24 protein-coding genes are annotated in these 25,452 nt (G+C 45.2%); 14 read left to right on the top strand and 10 right to left on the bottom strand.

All coding sequences use genetic code 11. The annotated features are described in order from the left end of the window. Window positions 1–228: 228 nt before the first annotated feature. Entirely contained in the window at window positions 229–1,731 is a 1,503-nt protein-coding gene (locus tag C9I99_RS13160; protein WP_166645458.1) for an OprD family outer membrane porin, read from the top strand. 45 nt (window positions 1,732–1,776) lie between these two features. Here C9I99_RS13160 and C9I99_RS13155 read toward each other — a convergent pair whose 3' ends face one another. The 4 genes from C9I99_RS13155 to malI all read right to left on the bottom strand — a co-directional run bounded on the left by C9I99_RS13155 (window position 1,777) and on the right by malI (window position 5,866). Then, window positions 1,777–2,409, bottom strand: coding sequence for a CatB-related O-acetyltransferase (locus tag C9I99_RS13155; RefSeq protein WP_107349378.1), 633 nt, complete (start codon window positions 2,407–2,409; stop codon window positions 1,777–1,779). Window positions 2,410–2,872: 463 nt separating this feature from the next. After that, entirely contained in the window at window positions 2,873–3,430 is a 558-nt protein-coding gene (locus C9I99_RS13150; protein WP_107349377.1) for a YceB family lipoprotein, read from the bottom strand. Window positions 3,431–3,649: 219 nt separating this feature from the next. Next, on the bottom strand, window positions 3,650–4,762 hold the full coding sequence (locus C9I99_RS13145; protein ID WP_107349376.1) for an NADH:flavin oxidoreductase: 1,113 nt from the start codon (window positions 4,760–4,762) through the stop codon (window positions 3,650–3,652). 75 nt (window positions 4,763–4,837) lie between these two features. Continuing rightward, the gene (gene malI / locus C9I99_RS13140; RefSeq protein ID WP_107349337.1) at window positions 4,838–5,866 is read right to left on the bottom strand and encodes a Mal regulon transcriptional regulator MalI; all 1,029 of its coding nucleotides are present in this window, start codon (window positions 5,864–5,866) and stop codon (window positions 4,838–4,840) included. Window positions 5,867–6,164: 298 nt separating this feature from the next. On the opposite strand from malI, the gene malX reads away from it, so the two are divergent. The 10 genes from malX to C9I99_RS13090 all read left to right on the top strand — a co-directional run bounded on the left by malX (window position 6,165) and on the right by C9I99_RS13090 (window position 18,624). After that, window positions 6,165–7,736, top strand: coding sequence for a maltose/glucose-specific PTS transporter subunit IIBC (gene malX / locus C9I99_RS13130; RefSeq protein WP_107349335.1), 1,572 nt, complete (start codon window positions 6,165–6,167; stop codon window positions 7,734–7,736). 112 nt (window positions 7,737–7,848) lie between these two features. After that, window positions 7,849–9,021: a MalY/PatB family protein gene (locus C9I99_RS13125; protein WP_107349334.1), complete on the top strand. Its 1,173-nt coding sequence runs from the start codon at window positions 7,849–7,851 to the stop codon at window positions 9,019–9,021. A 630-nt stretch (window positions 9,022–9,651) separates the two neighbouring features. After that, window positions 9,652–9,801, top strand: a complete 150-nt coding sequence (locus C9I99_RS27210; protein WP_166645459.1) for a hypothetical protein — start codon at window positions 9,652–9,654, stop codon at window positions 9,799–9,801. Between the two features lie 720 nt (window positions 9,802–10,521). Then, complete coding sequence (locus tag C9I99_RS13120) at window positions 10,522–12,522, top strand: alkyl/aryl-sulfatase (RefSeq protein ID WP_107349333.1); 2,001 nt, start codon at window positions 10,522–10,524, stop codon at window positions 12,520–12,522. A gap of 263 nt (window positions 12,523–12,785) precedes the next feature. Beyond that, the gene (locus C9I99_RS13115) at window positions 12,786–13,556 is read left to right on the top strand and encodes a hypothetical protein (protein WP_107349332.1); all 771 of its coding nucleotides are present in this window, start codon (window positions 12,786–12,788) and stop codon (window positions 13,554–13,556) included. Window positions 13,557–13,622: 66 nt separating this feature from the next. Continuing rightward, the gene (locus C9I99_RS13110) at window positions 13,623–13,880 is read left to right on the top strand and encodes a KH domain-containing protein (RefSeq protein ID WP_107349331.1); all 258 of its coding nucleotides are present in this window, start codon (window positions 13,623–13,625) and stop codon (window positions 13,878–13,880) included. 97 nt (window positions 13,881–13,977) lie between these two features. After that, a complete protein-coding gene (locus C9I99_RS13105) occupies window positions 13,978–15,153 on the top strand; it encodes an amidohydrolase (RefSeq protein WP_107349330.1) in 1,176 nt (391 codons plus the stop codon). Between the two features lie 109 nt (window positions 15,154–15,262). Then, window positions 15,263–16,609 carry an MATE family efflux transporter gene (locus C9I99_RS13100; RefSeq protein ID WP_107349329.1) on the top strand — a complete coding sequence of 449 codons (1,347 nt, stop codon included), beginning with the start codon at window positions 15,263–15,265 and terminating at the stop codon, window positions 16,607–16,609. 219 nt (window positions 16,610–16,828) lie between these two features. Next, the gene (locus C9I99_RS13095; protein WP_107349328.1) at window positions 16,829–17,710 is read left to right on the top strand and encodes an NAD(P)-dependent oxidoreductase; all 882 of its coding nucleotides are present in this window, start codon (window positions 16,829–16,831) and stop codon (window positions 17,708–17,710) included. A 212-nt stretch (window positions 17,711–17,922) separates the two neighbouring features. Further along, window positions 17,923–18,624, top strand: a complete 702-nt coding sequence (locus C9I99_RS13090) for a hypothetical protein (RefSeq protein WP_107349327.1) — start codon at window positions 17,923–17,925, stop codon at window positions 18,622–18,624. Between the two features lie 76 nt (window positions 18,625–18,700). Here the strand turns inward: C9I99_RS13090 and C9I99_RS13085 are convergent, their stop codons facing one another. Both C9I99_RS13085 and nadS read right to left on the bottom strand, forming a co-directional pair. After that, window positions 18,701–20,191: a SulP family inorganic anion transporter gene (locus tag C9I99_RS13085; protein ID WP_107349326.1), complete on the bottom strand. Its 1,491-nt coding sequence runs from the start codon at window positions 20,189–20,191 to the stop codon at window positions 18,701–18,703. A 337-nt stretch (window positions 20,192–20,528) separates the two neighbouring features. Further along, on the bottom strand, window positions 20,529–20,744 hold the full coding sequence (nadS, locus tag C9I99_RS13075; protein ID WP_107349324.1) for a NadS family protein: 216 nt from the start codon (window positions 20,742–20,744) through the stop codon (window positions 20,529–20,531). 192 nt (window positions 20,745–20,936) lie between these two features. Between nadS and C9I99_RS13070 the strand changes: the two genes are divergently transcribed. Both C9I99_RS13070 and C9I99_RS13065 read left to right on the top strand, forming a co-directional pair. Next, the gene (locus tag C9I99_RS13070; RefSeq protein ID WP_107349323.1) at window positions 20,937–21,290 is read left to right on the top strand and encodes a hypothetical protein; all 354 of its coding nucleotides are present in this window, start codon (window positions 20,937–20,939) and stop codon (window positions 21,288–21,290) included. Between the two features lie 65 nt (window positions 21,291–21,355). Further along, on the top strand, window positions 21,356–21,637 hold the full coding sequence (locus C9I99_RS13065; protein WP_107349322.1) for a helix-turn-helix domain-containing protein: 282 nt from the start codon (window positions 21,356–21,358) through the stop codon (window positions 21,635–21,637). A gap of 151 nt (window positions 21,638–21,788) precedes the next feature. Here C9I99_RS13065 and C9I99_RS13060 read toward each other — a convergent pair whose 3' ends face one another. Next, complete coding sequence (locus C9I99_RS13060; protein WP_107349321.1) at window positions 21,789–22,736, bottom strand: LysR family transcriptional regulator; 948 nt, start codon at window positions 22,734–22,736, stop codon at window positions 21,789–21,791. Between the two features lie 135 nt (window positions 22,737–22,871). On the opposite strand from C9I99_RS13060, the gene C9I99_RS13055 reads away from it, so the two are divergent. After that, window positions 22,872–23,684, top strand: coding sequence for an enoyl-CoA hydratase/isomerase family protein (locus C9I99_RS13055; RefSeq protein ID WP_107349320.1), 813 nt, complete (start codon window positions 22,872–22,874; stop codon window positions 23,682–23,684). A gap of 171 nt (window positions 23,685–23,855) precedes the next feature. On the opposite strand, the gene C9I99_RS13050 is transcribed toward C9I99_RS13055, so the two are convergent. The 3 genes from C9I99_RS13050 to C9I99_RS13040 all read right to left on the bottom strand — a co-directional run bounded on the left by C9I99_RS13050 (window position 23,856) and on the right by C9I99_RS13040 (window position 25,317). After that, window positions 23,856–24,242, bottom strand: a complete 387-nt coding sequence (locus C9I99_RS13050) for a hypothetical protein (protein ID WP_107349319.1) — start codon at window positions 24,240–24,242, stop codon at window positions 23,856–23,858. A 190-nt stretch (window positions 24,243–24,432) separates the two neighbouring features. Continuing rightward, window positions 24,433–24,714 carry a hypothetical protein gene (locus C9I99_RS13045; protein WP_107349318.1) on the bottom strand — a complete coding sequence of 94 codons (282 nt, stop codon included), beginning with the start codon at window positions 24,712–24,714 and terminating at the stop codon, window positions 24,433–24,435. 258 nt (window positions 24,715–24,972) lie between these two features. Beyond that, window positions 24,973–25,317, bottom strand: a complete 345-nt coding sequence (locus C9I99_RS13040; RefSeq protein WP_107349317.1) for a hypothetical protein — start codon at window positions 25,315–25,317, stop codon at window positions 24,973–24,975. Window positions 25,318–25,452 lie beyond the last annotated feature (135 nt).

Below are 25,452 nucleotides of genomic sequence, written 5' to 3'. Positions count from 1 at the left end.
TTATGAAGCAACCCTGCTTATGAAAAGCTTTATTATACTTACGAAAACCTTCGTTTAAGTGATCAATGTTTTAATTTGCTTATTTTTAGTTTTCTTTTTGTTTCGTGATGGAGAACACGAAAGAAAATGAAAGCAAAAATATAATAGACTCAACTTCTGCTGCTACAAGCAGACGGCTGAAAGCCACCTGAGGGTAACTGAATCATTACAATGGAGGTCCCGAGACTCATGTCTGTCGCTAAGGGAATACATCATCGACGTGTTAAACCAATTTATTCCGCAATGCTTGCCATGCTGGTGGGTATGTCTGCCATGCCATTAACTGCGATGGCTGATACGAAAGCGCTGTATAACCAATTCATCAAGGACGGTACGGTAACGGTTGTACTCCTCAACCACGGCAAGACGACCGAGAAATACTTCCGTGATACTAATAACGACATTGACGGCATGGATCGGCAATATGAATGGGGGCAATCTGTCGGCTTATTCTTCCGCTCAGGAAAGGTTCCAATCCTGAGCGACAACGTTACCCTAAGCGCCAACTTGGGCTACAGCTATATGTTCAAGCTCGGTGATTCCTATCCTGGCGATGTACATAACTGGAATGCCGGTGAAAAAATCTTTATCAGCGAAGATTGTTTTTGGTCCGGTGGCGAGCCGGGGAAAGGCCAATATAAATGCAATGAAACCAGTGGATACGGTAAGCTGCCCGTTGCCAACGTACAAATGAACTGGGGCAAGGAACGCAGCCAGAGCGGCTTTATGAAGATCGGTGATGGCTTCTACAATACCGGTATGATCACCACGGCCACTGATGATGACGCCTTGCTGTCGAGTTATCGCGGCGTCATGGTGCAGCAGCATTACAATGGCTATATCTTCGACGGTGCCTATGTGATTGGGTTTATGTCTGGTAACGACGATACCATGCGCGATCTAAGCGGTAATGCCAACTACTACGCGCCCGACCCACTGAGCTATGACTACCTCTATACCTTCAGAATGCGCAAGAAATTTGATGAGCCGGGCGGCTATCAAATCGCTTACGGCGAAGCAAAAGATTACCTACGTCGCTTCCACTCCAGCGCCTATTACACCTTAGGTATTACACCACAAACTAACTTATTCATGCAGGCGCAGTATTACTACAACCACAAGGCCGGTGATCTGTGGGATCAAGATGTTGAAAAAGGTCTGGCTGCGTTTGACGAATATGCCTCGGCACTCTCTTATGAGTTTCGACTCAACTATGACGCCTGGCAGTTGTTATATGGTTTTACCAAAATTAACGCCCCGCGTGAGAACGGCAGTGCAAATGGTGCCTTCAGCTATGGGTTCGGTAACGCTAAAGGTTACCTCAAGCTGCCTACCAGCGGGAACTACCACGGCTTCCGTCGAGATGGCGAGGAAGCGATGGTGGTTGGGGCAAAATACGACTTCCGCCACCTCGGCTTGCAAGATCTAAACCTGGAATACCGCTACCACTGGGGTAAGGCCCCAATTCAGAACAAATACAGCGGCGATACCGACTACGGCCGGGAAGAGGAACATGCTATCACCCTCAACTATTACCCGCGTTCAGGGTTATTACGTGGGCTGAATGTTAACCTCAAGCAGGCGTTTTACCGACCTGATGAAACATTAGGGCAACTGCAACCTGGGGACATCAGCGAAAAAGCCGATAAAACAGCAACGAAACTGATTGTCAGCTACAGTTTCCGGATCTAGGTAATTGGCGGTATTAAAAAAGGAGCCTATACGGCTCCTTTTTCCTTATCGTTGCTCAAACAAAGCATGCGCTTTTTCCAGCGCTTCTATATCATCGCTACAAATCAGATCTTTTAGTGCGTCAAACTTACTCTCGGGCCAATCGTAAATTTTCAGGGCCAACAGCCGTTTTATGGTATCAGGCGCAAAACGTGTACGAATGGTTTTAGCAGGGCTGCCACCGGCAATCGCATACGGCTCAACATCTTTAGTGACCACGCTATTGGCAGCAACTATCGCCCCTTCCCCAACAGTCACGCCCGGCATGATCATGGCGCGCATGCCTATCCAACAACCATCGCCAAGATGGGTATCCCCTTTCGACTGATAGGCCTCATCAATTTTGTCCATAAAAGGATAAAGTGAAAACCAATCGGCACGATGGGTATGGTTACCGCCCATCAAGATCACCGCCTCAGCGCCAATACAGACGTAATCGCCAATATACAGCTTATCGATTTCCCAGCGCGGTTCACGGTGGCAAGTTTGCTCGTCGCCATGGAGGTAACGTACGACAGAACGCTCGAAACCATTGTCGTAAGCATCGCTGTAGTAACTGTGAGTGCCTTTGATGGAAATATTTTGGTTTTTAACGGTCTCATGGAGCATTTCCATTTTCGACCAATGTTTGTTGTTCATCATCGCTTAGTTCTCATTTCTTTGAGGAGAAATACCAATCTGAATACACCGTTGATCAAGCCATTGAGCTTTTAACTAGCAAAACTGATCAAATATTTATGTAGATTGGAATAACAGTTAGCCAAAAAACAACACGCAGAGAAACGAGCATAGTCCAACCTGCACACGTTTCTTCATAAAACGAATGCGATAGTCTTTGTTCTCTCAGGCTGTTTTCTTCGGCAGTAAATAATTGAAGTTTATCTACTGCCTGCGCTAAGCGACTTGGGGCTGCTTGAGGTAAGCAATTTTGGCAACGAAGATGCACGCAAGCGTGCGAGTTAACATCAACATTTTGTGCACCTCCGTAATTGAATGGAATCGAATAATTCAAGAGTGGCTATCTTAGCGATATGCCGCTCGCAGTCAATCTGAACCAACCAGTTGCAAAAGAAAACTAACGTTACCGATACGTTAATAACACCTAATCAAACAGCTCTATCACTAACTTATTGTTCTTGATAACCAAATTAGGCTCAGCCGATTTTATCAAGGCTTCCTGCACGGTTGAACTATCTAGCTTGTACACCGGCTGTTTTGATAGCGCGTAGCCAATCATGGATACTGCTGGCTTTAATAGCTTTTTAACTTCAGGGGTCAGTTGTTTACTACTTTCATCAAAGCGCTCTAAACGCAGTGATTTCAAATACACCTCCCCGCTGTCTTTGTCATATTCCGGAATAGCGCTGAACTCGACATCCAAATCCAACCCCATGCTTTGCAGACTTAGCATCTGTACCTGCGCATTAGTGCTGGCGAACACAGACACCCGGTCGGCATCAGCCCGGCCAATTTTAACCTCGAGATCTTCAACCGCCACCTGGGCGTACATGACATTTTCGACACCCACGGATTGGTCCAGGCTGACGGAGTCTTGCAGGTAATTAGTCATATCCTGCTCACTGATGCTGTAACTGGCGCAGCCCCCAAGCAAAGCGGCAGCCAATGCCACAGAAAGTATTTTGGCTTTTGTTTTTATCATCATCACTACTCTTTGTTGTCTACCCTTCAATTGTTAGCACAACAATTGAAAAGTGTTTCACGCCTATTTTTGCTGGCGTTTTGTGTTAAAGCCATCAATACACTATCCCTGTCCGTATCACGTCATGGCGAGGTCAGTATTCCATGGCAACAAGCAAGATCAAAAAAGCCAGCAACACTCTGCTGGCTTTGCCATCAACAAGACTCAAATCCAGCCGAATTACATTTGAGCAAGCTGTGACTTTCTTTCCTTATTCACCACACAGAAGTTTCCGCGTTTGGTGCGGCACTTCGAGCAACGTTCACACTCAACCGGTGATCTATCCCCCTCTTTCCAACGCTTGACCAAATGCGGTTCAGACAGCAAAGGACGTGAAAGCGCGAAATATTGGATATTGGTGTTTTCGGCAATGTGTTCTATTGCCGCAATATCGGTTAGGCCACCGACAGTAATAACCGGAACACTGACTTCCTGACTGATAACATGCCCGTATTCATGGAAGTAACCTTCTTCCTGAAGCGTATACCCATCAAAAGACTGGCCTATCATGGTGTTGGCTTTGCCGTGAATATTGCCCGAGATGATGATGGCATCAACGCCAACTTCCTCAAGTTTTTGGCAAACAATGCGGGTTTCATCAAAGGTCTGGCCGCCGTCAAAAAACTCTGAGGCCGTCAGTTTGACGAGGATCGGAAACGCATCACCCACCAGCTTTCTGGTTTCAGCATAGATCTCCATCAAAAATCGCAGGCGGTTCTCTAGGCTACCGCCGTACTCATCTTCACGGCGGTTGTAGTAGGGGCTTAGGAACTGATTGATCAGATAAGTGTGGGCGGCATGGATTTCAATACCATCAAACCCGGATTTCTGCGCTCGCAAACTCGCTTCGGCAAACGCTTTGACGATGTAATCAATTTCGTCCTTGGTCATCGCTTTACCGCACGTTTGGGTACCGATCTCTGGTACTTCACTTGGCGCGAAAATGACCCTTTCACCGAGGTTAAACGTGGTCTTAGTGCCACCATAGGCCAGCTGCATGACAATTTTGGAGTCATAGTGATGCACTAACTCGGTCAGTTTTTTATATTCGTCGATAAAGGAGTCGTTGTAGATCCCCATCATGCCGGCATTGGGCTTCTCTTCTTCAACAATATTTGCATAACCCGTTACGATCAGGCCGACTTCACCTTGCGCGAGTTCTTCATAGATAGCGTAAAGCTTATCCGTCATATGGCCATCTTCTGTTGCCATATTTTCCCAAGTCGCGCTTCGCATAAAGCGGTTCTTCAATGCCATGTTGCCAATGCGGGTTTCTGTAAACAAAGTGCTCAAGACCAATCCTCTACAAATATCGTGTGGTACACCCAAAAAGCGGTGGCCGATAATACCGAGGATCCTCACCATAATCTATGCTGAGCCGCGGATAATCAGCTCAGGAGCCAATACCACCATCTCAACCGCTTGAGCTTGTTCGCTGAGTTTCATTTTCTGAACTAGACGCTTACCGGCTTGCTCGCCAATGTCTTTGGCTGTTGACGACATAAAGGTCAGTGGAGGATGGGTAAGTTCGGCTTCTGCTACATCATCAAAGCCAATGAGCGCAACTTGTTGGCCGATATAGTTATCGCGCCCGACGGTACGGTTAGCCCGCTCAACACCGTATACCGCCCCCAGCGCGGTGGCTGGCCGATGGCACAAGATAGCGGTGATTTTCGGATGTTGAGTCAACAGTTCTTGAACCGTATTGGCAGCCGCTTTCTGGCTGCTCTCACATTCAACAATCCATTCGCTTTTAAACGGCAGGCCATATTGGATCAAGGTCGTGCAATAACCGCCGATACGTTCTGCGCGAGTCAGTGAATCCCCTTGCCCGCCAACGTAAGCAATATGTCGGTGACCCTGCTCAACCAAATGCTGGGTAGCTAGCTTGGCGGCCAACGTATTATCGGGCACCACATAATCGATATCGTCATTGACGGTCGCCCGCGCGACACAAACCGCTGGCACTTCAGATTGTGCCAGCATATCAATCACGCTTTGACTTGCCCCTCGCAGTGGGCTGAATGCCACGCCGGCCACGCCTTGTTGAAGCATCGATTGTACGCATGCTTCCAGTCGCTCAGGAGAATCGCCGCACTGGGCCAAAAATAACATGAAGCCATGCTTTTCAAGGATCTGACTAAAACCTGCGGTGATCTCGGTATAAAAGGGATCGGTAATGTCCTTCAACACTAAACCGACCAAATTGGATTGGTTCGAGCGCAAATTCGCGGCAGCCTTATTACGCACATAACCCAAGGCCTTGATCGCATCATTAACCTTGTTAATCGTCGCCTCGGAGATCCGCCCCTTATTACCAAGCACCAACGAGACTGTCGATACCGACACCCCTGCATATTCAGCAACATCTGTGATTTTTACTTTTCTTTGGCTCATTAGCAGCACGTATCCGTCTTCGAGACACCAAGGATATTACATGCAAGTAAAACGTTCTATCGAGCTTTTCACACTTTTACCTCGATCACAGTTTAAATCACTCGTGGAAAACCGATCAGATTTCGTGATCCAACCAGCGAAATCAACTGATAAAACGTTTTATCCTATTTATGTGAACACATTTAGCACGCTGTTGCATGAACAAGAACGTCTCTGCACCAGCGTTTTTTTACAAAAGTTTGATAAAACGTTTTATCAACTCTACCTACGACAATAATAAGGTTAGGGGTTACCCACTATGTCCAATACTTCTAAGAAAACAACCTTATGGGAGTTTTTCCAAAGCCTCGGAAAAACCTTCATGCTACCGGTAGCCCTGCTGGCATTCTCCGGTATTTTGCTCGGTGTCGGCAGCTCGCTGTCGAGCAGCGCGGTAAAAGAAAGCATTCCGTTCTTGGATTTCATGCCACTGCAGCTACTGTTTATGTGGATGACCAAAATCGGCCTGGTTGCCTTCATCTACCTGCCAATCATGTTCGCCGTCGCCATTCCGCTTGGGCTGGCACGTGAAGAAAAAGGCGTGGCCGCCTTTGCCGGCTTCGTTGGCTACGCGGCATTGAACCTATCTATCAACTTCTACCTCACGGTGGCTGGTGTACTGGGTAATGCCGAGCAAGAAGCCGCTTACGGCGTGAAATCGATCATTGGTGTCGACTCTATCGACACCGGTATCTTGGGTGCGGTCATTGTCGGTATTATCGTGGCGAAACTGCATGCCCGCTTCTACACCTACAAGATGCCGGATGCGCTGGCCTTCTTCGGCGGCGCCCGCTTTGTTCCTATCATCACCACTGTCGTGCTGGGTGTGGTTGGTCTGATCGTTCCGTTGATCTGGCCTTACTTCGCCGCAGGCATCAATGGCGTCGGTACGGCGATTTCTCATGCAGGCCCATTTGGTCCATTCCTGTTCGGTGCGGGTGAACGCCTGCTTCTTCCTTTTGGCCTACACCATATTCTGGTTGCCTTAATCCGCTTTACTGAAGCCGGCGGCACTATGGACGTGTGTGGCAATACTGTTAGCGGCGCACTGAATATCTTCTACTCTGAGCTGTCTTGTTCAACCACTGACAGCTTCTCGTCTTCAGCAACCGCCTTCCTGTCTCAGGGCAAGATGCCAGCCTTCCTCGGCGGCCTGCCGGGTGCAGCTCTAGCGATGTACCATTGCTCTCGCCCAGAAAATCGCGGCAAAGTAAAAGCACTGCTGCTATCGGGTGTGGTGGCGTGTGTGGTCGGTGGTATCACCGAGCCGCTTGAGTTCCTGTTCCTGTTTGTTGCACCAGCACTTTACCTGATCCACGCAGTACTAACGGGCCTTGGCTTTATGGTAATGGGCCTGCTGGATGTCACTATCGGTAACACCGACGGTAACATTATCGACTTCTTCATCTTCGGTATTTTGCAGGGTACAGCCACCAAGTGGTACCTAGTGCCTGTTGTGGCCGGGATTTGGTTTGCGGTCTACTACTCGGTATTCCGTTTTGCCATCACCCGCTTCAACCTGAAAACACCGGGTCGTGAAGTGGAAAGTGCCGAGCAAATTGCCGCTGCTGTAACCGGTGAGAAAACCACTGGCTATAAAGGCGATATCATCCTCGAAGCCCTTGGCGGTGCCGATAACATTGAGTCACTGGACAACTGCATCACTCGCTTGCGTCTTTCAGTAACAGACATGTCGCTGGTTAACGATGCGGTGCTTAAAGCCAACGGCGCTTTGGGGGTGGTGAAGCTTGATGCCCATAACCTACAGGTGGTGATTGGTCCTCAGGTTCACTTGGTGAAAAATGAGATTCAGGGCCTGATGCCAGCTTAATCTTTCTCAGCCAAAACCATTATATCGGCGGGGAGCCCAACTCCCCGCACGGTATAAGACTGCGCTTTGCCTAATCAGAGCGCAGTCTTATACGTTGTTCTGCGAGGCACTTATGTTTGATTTCTCAACTCCCGTTAACCGCTATGGCACTTACTGTACCCAGTGGGACTATGTCCAAGATCGCTTTGGTGAGGCCGACTTACTCCCCTTTACCATTTCCGATATGGATTTCGAAACCGCCCCCTGTATCCAACAAGCCTTACAACAACGCCTAACCCATGGCGTACTGGGTTACAGTCGTTGGAACCATGACGACTTCAAGCAAGCCGTTACGGGTTGGTTTACCAAACGCTACCAGGCAGATCTTGACCAAGAAGCCCTCGTCTACGGCCCGTCAGTGATCTACATCATTTCCCAGCTCGTTACGCAGTGGAGTCAGCCAGGTGACGGCATTTTAGTCCACACCCCAGCCTATGATGCTTTCGGAAATATGCTTGAAGCCAACCAGCGCCAATTGCTGCCAAGCCCGCTGCTCAAAACCGCGCAGGGGTATGAAATAGACTGGAAGCAATTTGAACAACAAGCGGCGCGGCAAGAATGCAAAGTCCTTTTGCTTTGCAGCCCGCAAAATCCGACAGGCAGAGTATGGCGCAGAAATGAACTAGAGCGAATGGCTGACATTTGTCAGCGCCATAGTGTGAAGGTGATCTCCGATGATATTCATATGGACATGGCTTACTCCCAATACCTTCCATGGTCTGAAGTCGCAACGAACAAGGATTGGGCCTTGGTGAGTTCAGGCTCAAAGTCATTCAATATTCCGGCTCTGACCGGTGCTTATGCCTTTATCCCCGATGCGACATCACGAGAGCAGTACCTAAAACAACTCAAGGCGGCACATGGGTTATCATCACCTTCTATTCTCGGCGTTATCGCCCATATCGCCGCCTACCAGCAAGGCGATGAGTGGCTGGATGCACTCAAGGGCTACTTACAGCAGAACTTAATAACGGTGGCTGAGCGCCTTAACAACGCATTCCCGGAAATTAACTACCAAGTGCCAGAAGGAACCTATTTGGCTTGGATTGACCTCAATCCACTGAACATTGATATGGATGCCCTACAACGAATCCTTATTCACAATCACAACGTCGCGATCATGCGTGGTGATACCTATGGTGACGAAGGAAAAGGTTATATCCGCTTGAATGTCGGTTGCCCACAAAGCAAAGTGGATGCCGGGTTGGATGCCCTGATCACAGCAATTAAGCAGCTTCATCCATAACCCAAACCAGATAGCGATGCCAATACAATATACATCAGTGTTAGTATCGCTACCTCACAATTTTATTCCGCAACAGAATATTCACAGTGACTAACCATTCATTTTTGATAACCTAATCGCTCACCTCTCGAAGCGATTGCTTTCAAACTGTTGCACCAGTTGAAGCAATCAGAGGCCGATAACCGCTCCCTTCAGCTACGGCTTGAAAGCAAACGCCAATTTATCTTGGAAAACTGGGGCGGTATGAGCTCCCATATTTTTCAGAGCCTTAACGGCACTAAGGCACAACCCCCCTCTTAGTGCCGATCAGCGCTACAGTGCGACACGTCCATAAATACTGCCACAAGCAATATAGCAATGTGTACCTATACGAACCATTTTTCTCACCAAATATTTAATATCTAACATTAGTCATTTGTAATAAATCACTTCAAAATAAAAACACGAACACAAAAATAAACATCAAACAAAATTAAAGCGTTTTGAACATGTTTACTTCACCTTTTCATGGCATCAAGAACTAAATATAAAGTTATATAAATAGATGATGGCCATATAACATAAGAAATTAATTTTTCCCTTAATGAAATCTTAACAAGATTTTTTCTAACAATTTTATTCAGGCGTCTTATGGAAAAATCAATCAGCCTACTTTTATTTTTAATTACTCGTTATCCGTTAACCTCCCGTGCAGCTTTCGCAGGTGATTATCGTATTGGCTTTGGTGTGAGTCAATTTGAGGCACTTGGAAGTGTAAATACAGAAAGACTTTACTCTTGAGTATAAATACAGTTGGAATGATATTGTTGAACCTCAATTTTAATTTCACAAGGTGCTAAAACACGCTTCACTACAGCATCGGAGGAGCAAATATCGATATAGACCAAGTTAGGTTAACCGCTTAACTCGTAACATTGTTATGAGCATACGACATTCTTGATTATGTAATAACTAAAGTATTCCTAGCAATGCCAGTTGGCAGCCCCCGCCATTGTTGCGGGGGAATTTTTTATTCTTTAAAATCAATAATGCTAACAGTTTCATATGATTAAGTTAGCTTACGTAATTACATTTATTACGTATAAGTTTGATCGCTAATTTAGGCCAAGAATAAATATGCATTTAATGTATCATAAAATTGAGCAAAACCATGTGCAGAGCAATTTTCACATTGCAACCTAGTCGGTTATTCAAATTACAATTGGTTATGACCAATATAACTATATTAATAAGCTCACTTGTGTTGATGCTTGGCCTCGGAACGCCTATCGGAAGTGTAGCCGGATTTATATTATTGATTGCTACCATCTACAGAGTCATTATTGGTTTGTATAAATACCATGTGTATGAGAAAAAAACTTTAAACTAGATTAGACAAATCGTTATCAAGCCAAATCTGTAACACTTTAAAATTTAATCACATAAGCAAAATATATCTTATTGTAGATATAAGTTGCGTATTCCCGAAAAGTTAATGATACAACCCAAGAGACTACCAATATGAATAAAACACTATTGTCTGTCGCAATTGCAGTTACCTCATGTGCAGCAGCAGCTGATTATGATTCATTAGAGTACATAGGTAAGCCAGCAACAAAACATACCATCGAAGCCAACAGTGCGTTAGACAAAACGCTACCGTGGCATGACACATCAGCCTTTGAACGATCTGAACGTGGTTTGATTGCTGCTTTTGGAGAGCATAGCGCAGCAGAACTGCGTAATTCACGCGGCTATCTGGAAGTAGACGACATCCGTCGTGATCGCCCTGAGACGGTAAATCCTTCAATTTGGCGCCAAGGGGCAATGAACTACGCCTCTGGGGGGCTGTATGAGGTGACAGACGGTATTTACCAAATCCGAGGTGCCGATCTTTCAAATATGACAATTTACCGTTCTGATAACGGTTACATCATCCATGACCCACTGATCACAAGAGAAGCAGCTTCTGCCGCTTGGGACTTTGCCAAACAGCACCTGCCGGCAATCAACGGTGAACACAAAGTTACAGGCATTATCTACTCCCATACCCATCCGGATCATTACGGTGGCGTCCGCGGCTTATTTGAGGATGGTCAGCTGCCTGAAGGCGTTGATGTCTTTGCCCCAAAAGACTTCATGGAAGAATTGCTTAGCGAAGGGCTACTCGCAGGCAACGCTATGGGCCGTCGCGCGCAATATCAATATGGAAACACCTTGCCTGACTCGGCTTACGGTGTTGTGGATAATGCCCTCGGCATGGGTATGTCCAAAGGTGAAATCACCTTGATCCCGCCGACAGTGATCATTGAAGACCGTGAAGAAACGATCACTATAGACGGTTTGGAAATGTTATTCATCAATATGCCTGGAGCTGAAGCACCTACAGAGATGATCAACTATGTTCCAGCTTATAACTCGCTCAACACTGCGGAGTTGACCTATGACGGCCAACATAACATTTACACATTCCGCGGAGCACAAACCCGCGATTCACTTGCCTGGACCAAGTATCTATCCGAAATAAAACTTCGATTTGCGGATAAGGTTGATAACATCCATGCGGCCCACTCAGCGCCGGTTTGGAACAACCCCGGTACAGACGAAAATGAAATCGCTGAATACCTAACCATGCAGCGTGATAATTATGGCTTCATCCATAACCAGACATTACGACTTGCTAACCAAGGGGTGAAGATTAATGACATTGGTCGCGCGGTAGAGCAAATTGTTCCTGATTCACAGCAACAGACTTGGGCTAGCCGCGGCTATCACGGTTCATACTCCCACAATGCGCGTGGTGTGATTAACCTGTATTTAGGTTATCACGACATGAACCCAACCAACATCAACCCTTTGACCAACGTTGAACGCTCATGCTTATACGTACAAACGGCAGGTACGGACACAGTGTATAAGCAAGCTCAACATCACTTTAATCAAGGTGCCTATCAAGAAGCCTCTACACTATTAAACGATATCGTCAATTGTGATCCTTCAGATACCAAAGCACGTGAATTGCTTGCTGATAGCTGGGAGCAGCAAGGTTACCAATCTGAGACCATGGCATGGCGCAACTCTTATTTACAAGGCGCTTCAGAACTTCGCACCAATCATATTCCAGAAGCACTAAAAGCGGTTTCGTCTGACATTATGTCGCAAATGACGACTGCTGGGTTCCTGGATTTCATGGCCGTATCAGTTGATGCCAGCAAGGTTCCAGCTGATATGGCATTCAACTTCAACATTATCCACCCAGAGATAAATGAAGTTCATTATGTTGAATTCAGCAATGCGAACCTAGCACCGCTTCAAGTTGAAAAAGCTATCAGCGATGTTGATCTAACGCTTTCAATTGAGCGTGCTGATTTAATCGCAATTATCACGGGGCAAGCTTCACTCGAACAACTTATTAAAGAAAAGAAAGTCAACGTGAACGGTGACATTTCTGTAATTAATAAATTGAAAAGTGTATCGGTACATTTTTCTCAAAATTTTGAAATCGTCCCAATCATAAAGTAATCGCTTCTGGGGGAGCGCCATCACCAGGTTCGTAGACTCCCCCTTATTTCAAAATGGTAATAATTTATGGTGAAGTACATAAATCGTAACACCCTTGAATTTATTCGTGAAACAAACATTTTAAGTAAACGGCATGAACATTCACTTATCAACATATATATAATTCGTGCCAAATGCTTAACGTGTGAAAAGATTCATTCAATCCCTAGTTGCGATTTTTATTATGCGCTTTGTACTAATGGCTGTAAAAAGCAGAGGAATAAATGAAAACAAATACTAACAACTTAATCGTGACTATCTTTGCAGCCATATCATCATGCTCTGCCTTTGCTTCACAACAATCAGATACTTTACAAGATATGTCCGACCCGATGGCTGTATTTTCTCAATTTGGTGTAGGTTATGGCGACAAAGGTATTAATTTAATGTTAGGCCATGCTTATGACCCTGGAATTGAAAACAGAAAAGCCATGCACATTTTTGAAATGAAAGGTATCGGTGGAGAATCTATCGGATGGCGTAGTGATAATAATAATTCAGTGAGTGAACTTCGCTATCGTCATTTTGAAGTAAGCCTCGAAACAGGAACTGGCACCAATCTTGATTTGAATTACAACATTGATTCAGGCATTGGGACCGGTACCTATGGCTTAATTCAAGCCTTGCCAGAAATCAGGAATTTTCAAGCTTATCCGATGCTTGCTATCGGGGGTGCCGTTGTTGATCTAAATAAAAATAACGCTCGTATCGAGACGGAAAAAGGGGCTATTGGTGGGCATCACTTATTAGGCTTTTACGGGCTTGCTGGCATGTATAGTCGATATAATGTCACAGATAACATTTGGCTCAACTATAACCCTATGTCTCTAATGGGAGCCTCGGGAGAACTATCAGGAGAAACACGTTTTATGCACGAGGCAGCTATCTCATATCAGATAACCTCTCGCGCTAACATTAGATATTTTGCTAACTGGTCTGACAAAGTCAACTATGCAGATGGCGACCACCGGATAATGTATACCTATCAAATTTAAATGAACTTTTCAGGTTATATTATTCACACATAAATAACAAATTTTGGATGTAAGTATGAGGGCCTAATGAATAGTGTTAATACTGTGTCACATTTGACTATTTTAAGTTATTTGGTGCTAACACTTGGTGTTTGCTTGGGATTTTTTGGTTTAGCTTCCCCAAGCATCGCTAAGTTAGCATTTTTCTTAACCATGCTGTCAATTCCACTTTACCTATTCGGAAAAGTCATTGAAGCAATAAAAGAAAATACCAACACGAGAATAGATATTTTTAACGAGAGCAAAGATGACATGCCTGTGATTATTAGAAAAAATGTCATATAAATTCTTTCTAACAGGATACCTGAGATAACTATCACATTTGCTCAAAATAAATCGGCGTAATCTATGCAACTTATACATTATCACTGCACAGAAAATTATGATTACGCCGATTGATTCCTTTGACCCTATCAACTTTCGCCATTTCCTTCATCAATACCCAGAGCTTTCACACCATGAGCGTCAAACCGCAGCGCTGATCTGCCAACAGCTGCGTCAATTTGGTCTTGCCCCTAAAACTGACCTCGGAGGCCACGGTATTGTGGTGAAATTCGACAGCAATAACCCCGGTGAAACCAGCCTGTTTCGCGCCGATTTCGATGCCCTGCCGATCCATGAACAAGCATGCCACCATTATGCCTCCTGCCATTCGGGGATCATGCATGCCTGCGGCCATGACGGACATACCGCTTCCTTGATGATGGTCGCCAAATACCTCTGCCTACATCCACCAATCACAGGCAAAGTCCTGTTACTGTTCCAACCAGCAGAAGAAACCGGCACCGGCGCTGCAGCCATGTTGCAAGAGCCCTGGCTCGCCCAGCAACATATCGATAATGTCTTTGCTTACCATAACCTGCCCGGTTACCCGCTCAATACGCTTGTCATCAAGCCCAACACGTTCGCTTGCGCCTCAACCGGCGTGACTATCGAGCTGTTTGGCAAAACCTCCCATGCCGCCAAGCCCGAAGATGGTTTAGCCCCAACCTTAGCGATGACGGAAGCCATCAAGCTGATCCAACACTTGCCAGAGCAGTTTCCCGATGTGTTCACACTCACCACAGTGGTTCATGCCTCTCTTGCCGCAACAGCTCAAGGGGAGACCGGGTTTGGTACCGCACCGGGTTATGCCAAAGTACTTGCGACACTGCGCAGCGATAACAGCCACACCTTGTTTGCCATGAAGTCCCTTATCGAACAACAAATCGCTGCCCTGTGCCAGCAAGAGCAGCTTGGCCTCGAAGTATCGTGGCAAGAATGGTTCAATGCCGCGGTCAACTCACAGCCACATTGCCAGCAGGTTATCCGCCAAGCCAGATTGCTAGCGTTGCCGGTCAATATTATTGAAGAGCCAATGCGGTGGTCGGAAGATGTGGCGGAATTTCTGGCTAAATGGCCCGGTGCACTGTTCTGTCTTGGCAGCGGTGAACAACATCCGCAGCTGCATAATCCCGACTATGACTTCCCGGACGAACTTATCGCCACAGCGAGTCAATTGTTCTGTGCATTGATTAAAGATAAACATAGCAACGTAAGTGAAATGGCGGTCGATTAACAAATCGGAACGATTAATCGGCAAGAAGGCTCTAGAAGTTAGCAGAAAGATTGAAATATAATAATACAATTCATGACTTCTGATAACCATTTTAAGCCAAGGAGCCCTCTTGCACCTCTCTCCATTTGTTAAGAAAAACCTCACAACGGCATGGCCATTGGCCATGAATGCACTGTTGATGCAGTCGATGTTATTGATCGACACAGTATTGATCTCACCACTTGGAGAAGCTCCTGTTGCAGCCATTGGTATTGCCACTGCCATTGTTGCTTTCCTGCTCGGTTTTCAGAATGCGCTAGCAAACGGCACCCAGTTGGTGATCAGCCGGGCATATGGCTCAGGCCGCTCCGACGCGCTGAGCGACTCGATCCTAAGCGGAATAGCAATAAACTTAGGTGTTGCAATGCTGTTTTCGATGTTGCTGTTTGTGTTCGGAGAGCAATTGGTTGGCTATATCACCCAAGACCCTGAATTGCTTAAATTAACAGTCGGTTACCTTAATATATCCACCTTAACCTTGCTGTTCAGCGCCATCACCCAAGTCATGATTGCCGGTTTCAATGGGTTGGGTAAAACCAAGATTCCTTTTAAGGGCTATCTGGTTGAATTACCAATCAATACCGTGGCAACTTACCTACTGATCCACTCATTTGGCTTTGGTGTTACGGGGGCCGCATTAGGCAGTTTAGTCGCGATAGTGGTACGCACCAGTTTCCTTGCTTACTGCGCCAATTTGGATGACATGTTCACCCTGCGCAAGCCAGAGAAACTCGGTCATTTCGCTGACCTTACCAAGCGCCATTTTGTCGAAATTTTTCCGATTGCGGCCAATATGGCTATGCTGGCGGTCGGGGCAACGATCTACCAACTGCTTTACTCGCAACTAACTCTTTACGCCTATGTAGCCATCACCTTGATTATGCCGTGGATCCGCATGGGGACCCAAATGACAACAGCGGCAGCCCATTCAACGGCTATTCTGATCAGCCAAGCCATCGGGGCCAATAATCTTGATGAACTGCGGGAAAATGTTGATACCAGTATTAAAATTGCAGTAATCCTGTCTATCATCACTTGCGGCTTGTTCTTTGTGCTCAGTTTATGCCTGCCGTTCATCTATCCAGAAATGAAGCAGGAAACCTTTCAAGCTTTGGCAATCATAGCCCCACTCTACATCTTTCTGCCCCTAGTTCGTGGCTATAATACCGTCCACGGCCACGCCTTGCGGGCCTTGGGCAAGACCAAAGCCGTCTTTGTCATCAATTTCTCCGGTCAATGGTTGGTATCATTACCGCTGCTGGCAATCTTGCTCCAATTCTTCGAGGCGCCGCTGTTCTGGGCGTTTGCCATCATGCCATTCGAAGAATGTATCAAGGCAATTCCCTTCCGCCATTTGGCCCGTAAAACTCTCAATGAGTTCGATAGAGACAAAGCAGCAGCGTTGAATTACCTCTAGAGCAAAACGATTCCCAATACAAAACACCAAGTTAGGTGTCTCTATTGGGCTTCTGCGCTACTTTTTTACGTCAAAATTTAACTAAGGCCTAGATTTGGCTCAGATCAAAAAACTGTGAACTGGCGATAATTTCAAAGCATTCTACGATTGCTTTAAGACGGACAGATGTATATCCTTAAGCCATATAGTCATACAATAGTATTTTATTAGGAGTCTTAAATGACTAAACCAGTAATTGGTTTCATCGGTCTTGGCCTTATGGGCGGCAACATGGTTGAGAATCTTCAAAACCGTGGTTACGAAGTTAACGTAATGGATCTTAATAAAGATGCAGTGGCAGCAGTTCTCGCTCGTGGCAACGCATCTGAAGCGGTTTCTGGTAAAGAGCTCGCTGAGAAAAGTGATATCGTTATGCTTTGCCTGACAACGTCTGAAGTTGTTGAAAAAGTAGTTTACGGCGAGATGGGTATCCTAGCGGGTATGTCTGAAGGCAAAACGCTAATCGACTTCGGTACGTCTATCCCAGCTTCGACTAAGAAGATCGGTGCTGACCTTGCAGAGAAAGGCGCAGGTATGATCGATGCTCCTCTAGGTCGTACTCCCGCTCACGCTAAAGATGGTCTTCTTAACATCATGGCTGCTGGCGACATAGAAACGTTCAACAACGTTAAGCCAGTTCTTGACGAGCAAGGCGAAAACGTATTCCACCTAGGTGCGCTAGGTTCAGGTCACGTTACTAAGCTTGTGAACAACTTCATGGGTATGACGACTGTTGCAACTATGTCTCAAGCGTTCGCAGTGGCTAAACTAGCAGGCGTTGACGGTCAGCAACTATTTGACATCATGTCAGCGGGCCCTTCTAACTCACCGTTCATGCAGTTCTGTAAGTTCTACGCTGTAGACGGCGAAGAGAAACTGGGCTTCTCTGTTGCTAACGCCAACAAAGATCTTGGTTACTTCCTTGCGCTTTGTGAAGAGCTAGGCACTGAGTCTCTAATTGCACAAGGTACTTCTACAAGCCTACAAGCTGCTGTTGATGCAGGCATGGGTAACAACGATGTACCAGTAATCTTCGACTACTTCACTAACCTTAAGAAGTAATTCGAACGTTATTTGACTGCGGTGCTGTGGCTGTAATGGCTACAGCACCGCTGTTTATTTAGGCCCAATATCTCCTGCTCCCAACCACTCAACCACTCAACCACTCAACCACTCAACCTTCTCTAGTTTGTTGACCGGATTAAGAAATTTTGTCACTGCTTTTTCCTTTTATATACTTATAACCTAATCGTACCGACCAAAGAGCAAGAGAAATGTTCAACCGCGAATTAGGAAAGATATGCCTGTTCAGCTCACTTCTTCTCATCGGATGCAGCGCAACCAAGAGTGTCGATAGCAATAGCCGTGCCTCAGCTAACCAGACGGTTAACGCCAGTATTATTGCCCAATGGGTTGATGACAGCATCTTAGCACCCGAAGGGCTTTCGCTTGAGCAAGACAATATCCGTTACCTTACCGGCAGTGCGGATCTTAACAACGATGGCGTTGCCGAGCATTTTGTCTTGATACAAGACAGCTACTTTTGCGGCAGTGGCGGGTGTACTGCAGCTATCTTCGACCAAACAGGCAACATCATTAGCCAGATGTCAGTGGTAAAACCCCCAGTCCTTTTAACGGATAGCACCAGCAACGGTTGGCAAGATTTTATGGTGTGGAGCAACGGCGCTTTCCGCTTGATTAAGAACAACGGTGTTTCATATCCAAGCAACCCCTCGCTCGAACCCAGTATTGATAGAACAGCCAACCAACAATCTGCTATGGCAAAAGTGATAGAGACGGAGCTCTACCAGCAAGATGGATATGACATAACGCCTTTTAAAACTTTAAAAATATGGGCTCCAGCAAACGTTTATGATTTTACTTTCAAACATTACGGAGACCCGCATGCTGTTTATCACGCGGATGTTGATATGACGAGCGGGAAAGTAGACATCAAAGCGACTGCATCAGAGTAGCTGTCGAATAAAGCGGGGGAGTTCAAATGGCATATATGCCATTTGAACATTTGTCACACATATTCCTTCTTAATAATCAGTGGCCAATAGCCTGATTCGCCAGTTTTTCGGGTTTGTCGAATATGGCGAACTTGGTGATCATCTGTTCAGACTCTTCATTCATTCCCACGACATCAACCATAGAGCCTGCCTCCATAAACTTGATGATCACTTTATCTAGTGCCCCAACGGCGGTGATATCCCAGAAATGCGCATCAGACAAGTCTATCGTGACGTACTTCGTTGGGTGTTTGAAGTTGAACATATCGATGAAGTTGTAGGCTGAGGCAAAAAATATCTGACCATGCACCTTATGTATTGTATGTTCATTGAGAACCACCACATCATCTGTCACCTTCATGATCTTGCGGCTGTGGTTGGCATAAAAAACGGTCGAAACAACCACACCGACGACGACACCAATCGCAAGGTTATGGGTTAGGACGACGGAAACGACAGTCGAAATCATCACTGCATTGGCATTCAGTGGGTGATGCTTGATATCAATGATCGACTTCCAAGAAAACGTACTAATAGAAACCATGATCATGACAGCGACCAATGCTGCCATCGGAATTTGTTTCAGGTAATCACCAAGGAACACAACCATAATGAGTAAGAAAACCCCGGCAGCCAAGGTAGAAAGCCGCGTTCTACCGCCCGAACTCATGTTGATCATCGACTGACCAATCATTGCACATCCCGCCATACCACCGAACATGGCAGAGACCATATTCGCGATCCCCTGGCCTTTGCACTCAGCATTGTTGTCACTTGGTGTATCGGTAATGTCGTCAATGATTTTTGCCGTCATCATCGATTCAAGCACGCCGACCACTGCCAATGCGAATGAATACGGGAGGATAATGTATAGCGTTTCGATTGAAAACGGGACATTTGGGATCAAAAAGACAGGAAGAGAATCAGGCAGTGCCCCCATATCCCCCACAGTACGAACATCAATCTTAAACATGACGGTACAGACTGTGATCGCAATGATACACACTAATGGAGAAGGCAATAACTTGCCAAGCTTAGGGATATACGGAAATAGGTAAATAATCCCCAACCCAGCTCCTGTTAACGCATAGACATGCCAAGTAACACCTGTCAGTTCTGGCAATTGCGCCATGAAGATAAGGATAGCCAGGGCATTCACGAAACCTGTCACAATGGAGCGCGAAACAAAACGCATGAGATCACCCAGCTTGAGCAACCCAATGGTGTATTGCAGGATCCCAGCCAAAAAAGAAGCGGCTAATAAGTATTCCAGGCCATGCTCTTTCACTAATGTCGTCATTAGCAAAGCCATTGCACCTGTCGAAGCGGAAATCATGCCCGAACGTGAGCCAGTGAAAGCAATGACTACGCAGATTGAAAAGGATGCATAGAGGCCAACTTTAGGGTCTAAGCCTGCGATGATTGAGAATGCGATAGCTTCTGGTATGAGGGCTAATGCCACCACAATTCCCGATAATAAATCTCCTTTGATGTTGTTGAACCAATTTTCTTTATAAAAACTCAGCATAATATCTCTTTTATATTTCATGTATTTAAAGCGAAAAAAAGTAGAGATATTAAGGTTATGGCGGCGTGATAATACGCTTACCCTCCATTTAAAAGAATAATAAATAAATAGCGAATATTATGATGAAAAGTATTACTACATTGAGGTGTCGAAAATTAAGGAAATCATCGCTAAGAACAAAGTCTATTCCATCAATGGATTTATTTATTTCTTCAATATTTTCAAAGTATAAGTCAAGTTCATATTCATCATGTTTCAATATTTGACCCTTGTATGTGGCGAAAGAAATGACCAATAGCACCTTGCAGGAAGGAATGAGATGCCATCGGTCATTTGTTCAGTTGAACTTAAATCTATAATAAAGCTCAAGATCTTTTTCCATCAGCTTAAGAGCTTTCTTCGCTAAACCAGTAGGATTACGGCGCCCTTGCTCCCAGCTTTTGATCGTTTCTTGGCTTAGTCCAAGTGCTTCGGCAAATTCATGCTGGCTAACTTTTAGTCGCATTCTTATAGACTTGATATCAATATTTTCACTATGACATTCACTACCCATAATTAACCTCCAGCCAGCACAGGAGGTACATTGTACTCAGACTTTTTTTTATTACAACAGGAAAAATGAAAATAAAATGCTTATCTAACATTCCAAAAATTATCAGTTGATATAATTACTCTTTAAGGTAATCATATATTAGTTCTAAAAAGATGATTTAATAAAACAATATATTTAAAAAGTTTAAATAATATGAACTACGCCCATATCACTGAATTAAATGAACTTAGTGAGGAAGCCAAGGCTTTTCTCGTGTACTTTGTGTCACAAGATTTAATCAATGTGGCAGAGAAACTTTACTTTATAAGGAATGACGTCCCATTTGGAAATCAAACGATTAAGTACATGACAACCTTCAACAACGACTTAAATGGCCGTATTGAATACTGGATAGTATTCGATAATGATCAAGCAGCCGGTGTTGCCCAGCGCCTAACTTACGATGATAACTTTGAGACCTCGTTTATCCACTTCAAGATTAATCCAGAGGAAGATAAATACCTAGCAGCAAAAATAGCTAGCATGCCGCCAGTAAAGATGGATTAATGTGTCTCCCTTCCCCTGACAAAAATGTTTTTTTTAATAAATAGTAATAATGGTGACTAGATTTGATGAGTATTAGCGGTTTTAAAATTAGGGCACTAAGGCTTCACAAGAAAATGAAAAGTGAAGAGTGTGCCAGCCATCTTGATATCACGCCGACATACCTTTCTCTTATCGAAAATGGTAAGCATACCCCCTCAAGAAAAGTGATCGGCAAAGCGGTTCGCTTGTTTGATGTACCACCGAGCTACTTTTTAGAGCTATCTGAACCACTTCGCGAAGCCATTACGGTTGCGAAAAACCTCAGTGATGTAGAAAAGTTGTACTTAAGCTCGATGCTGCTGAAATAAGCATCGTACCTTAGCTCATTGACCCCTCATGGTATATGAAGAACACATAGAGGGATCCCGTGTTTTTACAGACACACATTGCTTGTTAATTTTTCCGTTGGGCTAAAAGCCTGACATCCTCGCCCTTCGGCGAGGATCAGTGGTTAAGCGGCTATTGGCGTCCATACATCTGTTCAAAATGAGGGATCTGTTTCTCCCATACCGGTATCTCTGCACCGATAATGGATTTGAGCGTCTCGATAAACAGTTTCGTTTTGATGGGGGCATCCCGGTGTGGATATACAGCATAGAACGTGCCAAAATCATCGAGATGCAGGTGAGTCATGATCGGAATAAGTTTGCCTTCCAAGATTTCACCTTCAATCATCTGCGCAGTAACAACCGCCAACGTGTTCCCAGCCACCGCACTCTTTGTCACCATTTCAACATCATTCACTCTATATGCGACTTTTAGCTGAAAAGACTGCTGCTCTTGGTTGTCATCGACATAACTGAATGTATCTAGCAACAGTCCCGGGCCTGAATACACGGTAGCGGGTAATGACTCCAGCTGTTCAACTGTATTTATTTCACCGTAATTTTGAATAAAAGCAGGAGAGGCGACAATCAACAGTCTATTACGCGCAATTTTCCTCGAAATCAGACTAGAGGCTTTCGGCTTACCGATACGAAATCCGATATCAAACCCTTCGCTGACCATATCGACCACACGATCTTCTAAGCGTAATTCAATGTCCACATCAGAGTATTGTTGCTGAAAAGCCAACACGGCTTGCTGAACATGTTGTCGGCCGAACAAGGTTGAACTGGTAATGCGCAATACGCCTTTAGGTTCGGCATGGTAATTCTGTGCCAACCGATGGGTGTTGCTCAACAAAGTCCGCAATGACTTGGCTTGATTCACCATTTCGTTGCCAGCGGCAGTTAAAGAAAGCGAACGTGTTGTGCGATTGAGCAATCGCACACCCAGCTCCTCTTCCAACCGGCTTATATGTTTAGAGATCACCGATCTATCAACGTTTCTTTGCTCGGAAACTTTGGTAAATGAGCCGAGCTCTACCACCTCAAGTAACAGCAGTAATCGAGTGGGAAAATCCATACATCCTCTTTGTTGCCTTTTAAGCACCAATTATATGCCAATATGAGCATTTTTCTTCATCTATTACAAACATATAGTAACCACATATTGAGGGCATACACTTAACAAGCCTATTACGCTAAGTGAGGAAATACCATGAGCAAGTTATCGATTAACCATGACAACGGCATTGCAACAGTAACCATCAACAACCCACCGGTAAATGTATTAACGATTGATTTAATAAATGAAATCAATGCTTTTGTGTTATCACTTACAGATGACCGAGAGACAAAAGTCGTCGTGTTCAAATCACTACACGCGCAGTTCTTTTTGGCTCACTTAGATTTGAATGTGATTAACGGCACGCAGGGTGGCCAGGCAGCATCGATTGAATTCAATCATATGATTGCCAATATCAAAGCAATGAAGCAGGTATCGGTAGCCGTTGTCGACGGTGTCGCTCGAGGGGGCGGTAATGAGTTCGTTATGGCGTGTGATTTGGCCTATGGCACGGAATCTTCAGCGTTTGCTCAGCCAGAAATTCACGTAAATATCCCGACAGGCGGTCAGGGTGCCGTACAGTTTGCCCGAAGAATGGGGAAAAATAAGGCGCTGCAAGCCCTACTGATGGGGAATGATTTTACTGCCCAGCAAGCAGAAGCGCTGAACATTATTACCCAGTATGTACCAAAAGCTGAAATGGAGAGCTTTCTCGCCCAAGTACTTGGTGTGATCAGCCAATTAGAGATCCGCGATATCGTGATGTACAAAGAGATCATCGAGGCGTCAATTAAAGATGAAAATGCAGGATCAGAGCTAGAGCTACGCTACTTCCTAGACCGGGCAAAAGAAGAAAAGACCCAAGCCATTATTTCAGCCTTTCTGAAACACGGAGGACAAACGGAACGAGAAGCAAAAGATATCCAAGGCATCTTTGTCGATACGGCTGCCGATTTGGCAAAATAACCGCAAGCCCCCAAGTATATAGGCAAAAGCCGCCATAACATTGTGTTATGGCAGCTTTTCGTCAACGCTGAGAAAGCTATTTAGTTAAAATAAGTCCCTCACCATTTGGCGAACAGTAATGTGTCAGATATTGAAATGAAAGGATGACGACACAAAAACTGATTCCGACACTTAGAAGTAGACTCGAAAACCCGCTCTTGCTTCCAGCTCGATATCCAGCTCATCCAAATATACCGCAGGCGTCAAATCAACATAGAAGCCCATAGGACGTACGCGAAATTCCGCCCCGATACCCGGTGTGATCGCAACATAGTGTTTGTTTCTGTCTACGTATTGTCCCCCAAGAAAGAGGTAAAGAGGTGTCCCTTGTACACCATAGGTTTTATTCACACCGACCCCGAACTGATCATCAAGGCTGACATTGACCCGAAAGCCATTGTGTTTCATATCTAGCCCCCAGAAAGGGTCGCCAACAGACACGCCGATCCCGGTCCCGGCATTGGCATTCATTGACGCGCACAGCCCGAAAGCGAGAAGGAGGGGCATTATCTTTTTCATGTTATTTCCACTGCGATAAAAGGCAGGATCTTAAAGCGACGGAAACGATTAAATGTTAAGGAACAAGAGAATTAACCGACATTTTACACTGCCGGTTGATATTTCAGCATCGGTGGTCAAAGACCAACCAAATTAAAATTAATTAGGCACTTAGGAACACCGAACAATGCGTATTGAATAAGATTACCAACTATTTTTTGCCTCGGATCGCTTTAAATGTCTCGAACATAAAAGTCGCTATACCACCAGCGGGATGTGAATTGGCATAGTCCTCTAGAGGCGCGACGAAGTTTGATTTGAATTTGTCTACAGCCTCATCTGATGAATCCGCATAAATCACATCACCCTCAACCTCGAAACCCACTTCCAATAACTGCTGTTTCTCAGCAGAAAAGCTGTTGCTTGCCATTTCAATATACGTAAACGCTTTACGGTTTGAATCTGGCTTACAAAAGAATTGATACTTTGCCATTCGTTTTTCCCTGCCACTTTCGTTGATAGTTACTGCACTTCATCATTCTATATGAAGGCGTTTACAGGGATGCATTGAAAGCTATTTTTTGCGAGCCATTAGGGGCATAGAGATATTCATCTACCTAAAGTGTCCCCAAAGTGACCTCAGGTATGGAGCATAACCCCATGAATGCGTTTGCTTACCGATTAATGGCATAAAAAAGGCTCACCGAAGTAAGCCTTTCCGCTGCTAAGAAATTTCCGACAGTCACACAGATTAATAGCTGAGTTCAAATTTAACCGCGCCGCTATCGATATCAACCGTGCTGTCATCGACCATCGCACCACCCGCCTCGACAGAAATACTAAAATCATCCGTCGCATTGAATTTCAGGCCAGCCCCGAATTCGGTAGGATCTTCAATATTCTTATTTTGATAAATACTGTAATTATCCCGTCCTGTATTATCGACTGGGCGGCTACCCTGACCGATAAACTCTAACGGCTGCTTCAATTGTGATTCTTCGATAAAGATCTCGCCCAACTCACGCTCTTTAACCGCGTGCGCACCACCAGATACCAGCAACAATACCAACAATCCATGTCGCCACAGAACCATCATGCATACTCCACAACTAACAACTCACAACATCCCACGGTAAAAGCTCATCACCACATATTTTCATGACGGTGATATATGAAGTCACATGGGTATATCTATTTAATAAACCATCATCCGCAGAAAAACAATCCTATT

The sequence above is a fragment of the Photobacterium lutimaris genome (genome assembly GCF_003025555.1).
GTDB classification, from domain to species: Bacteria; Pseudomonadota; Gammaproteobacteria; order Enterobacterales; family Vibrionaceae; genus Photobacterium; species Photobacterium lutimaris.
This window is presented reverse-complemented; position numbering and strand designations above follow the sequence as displayed.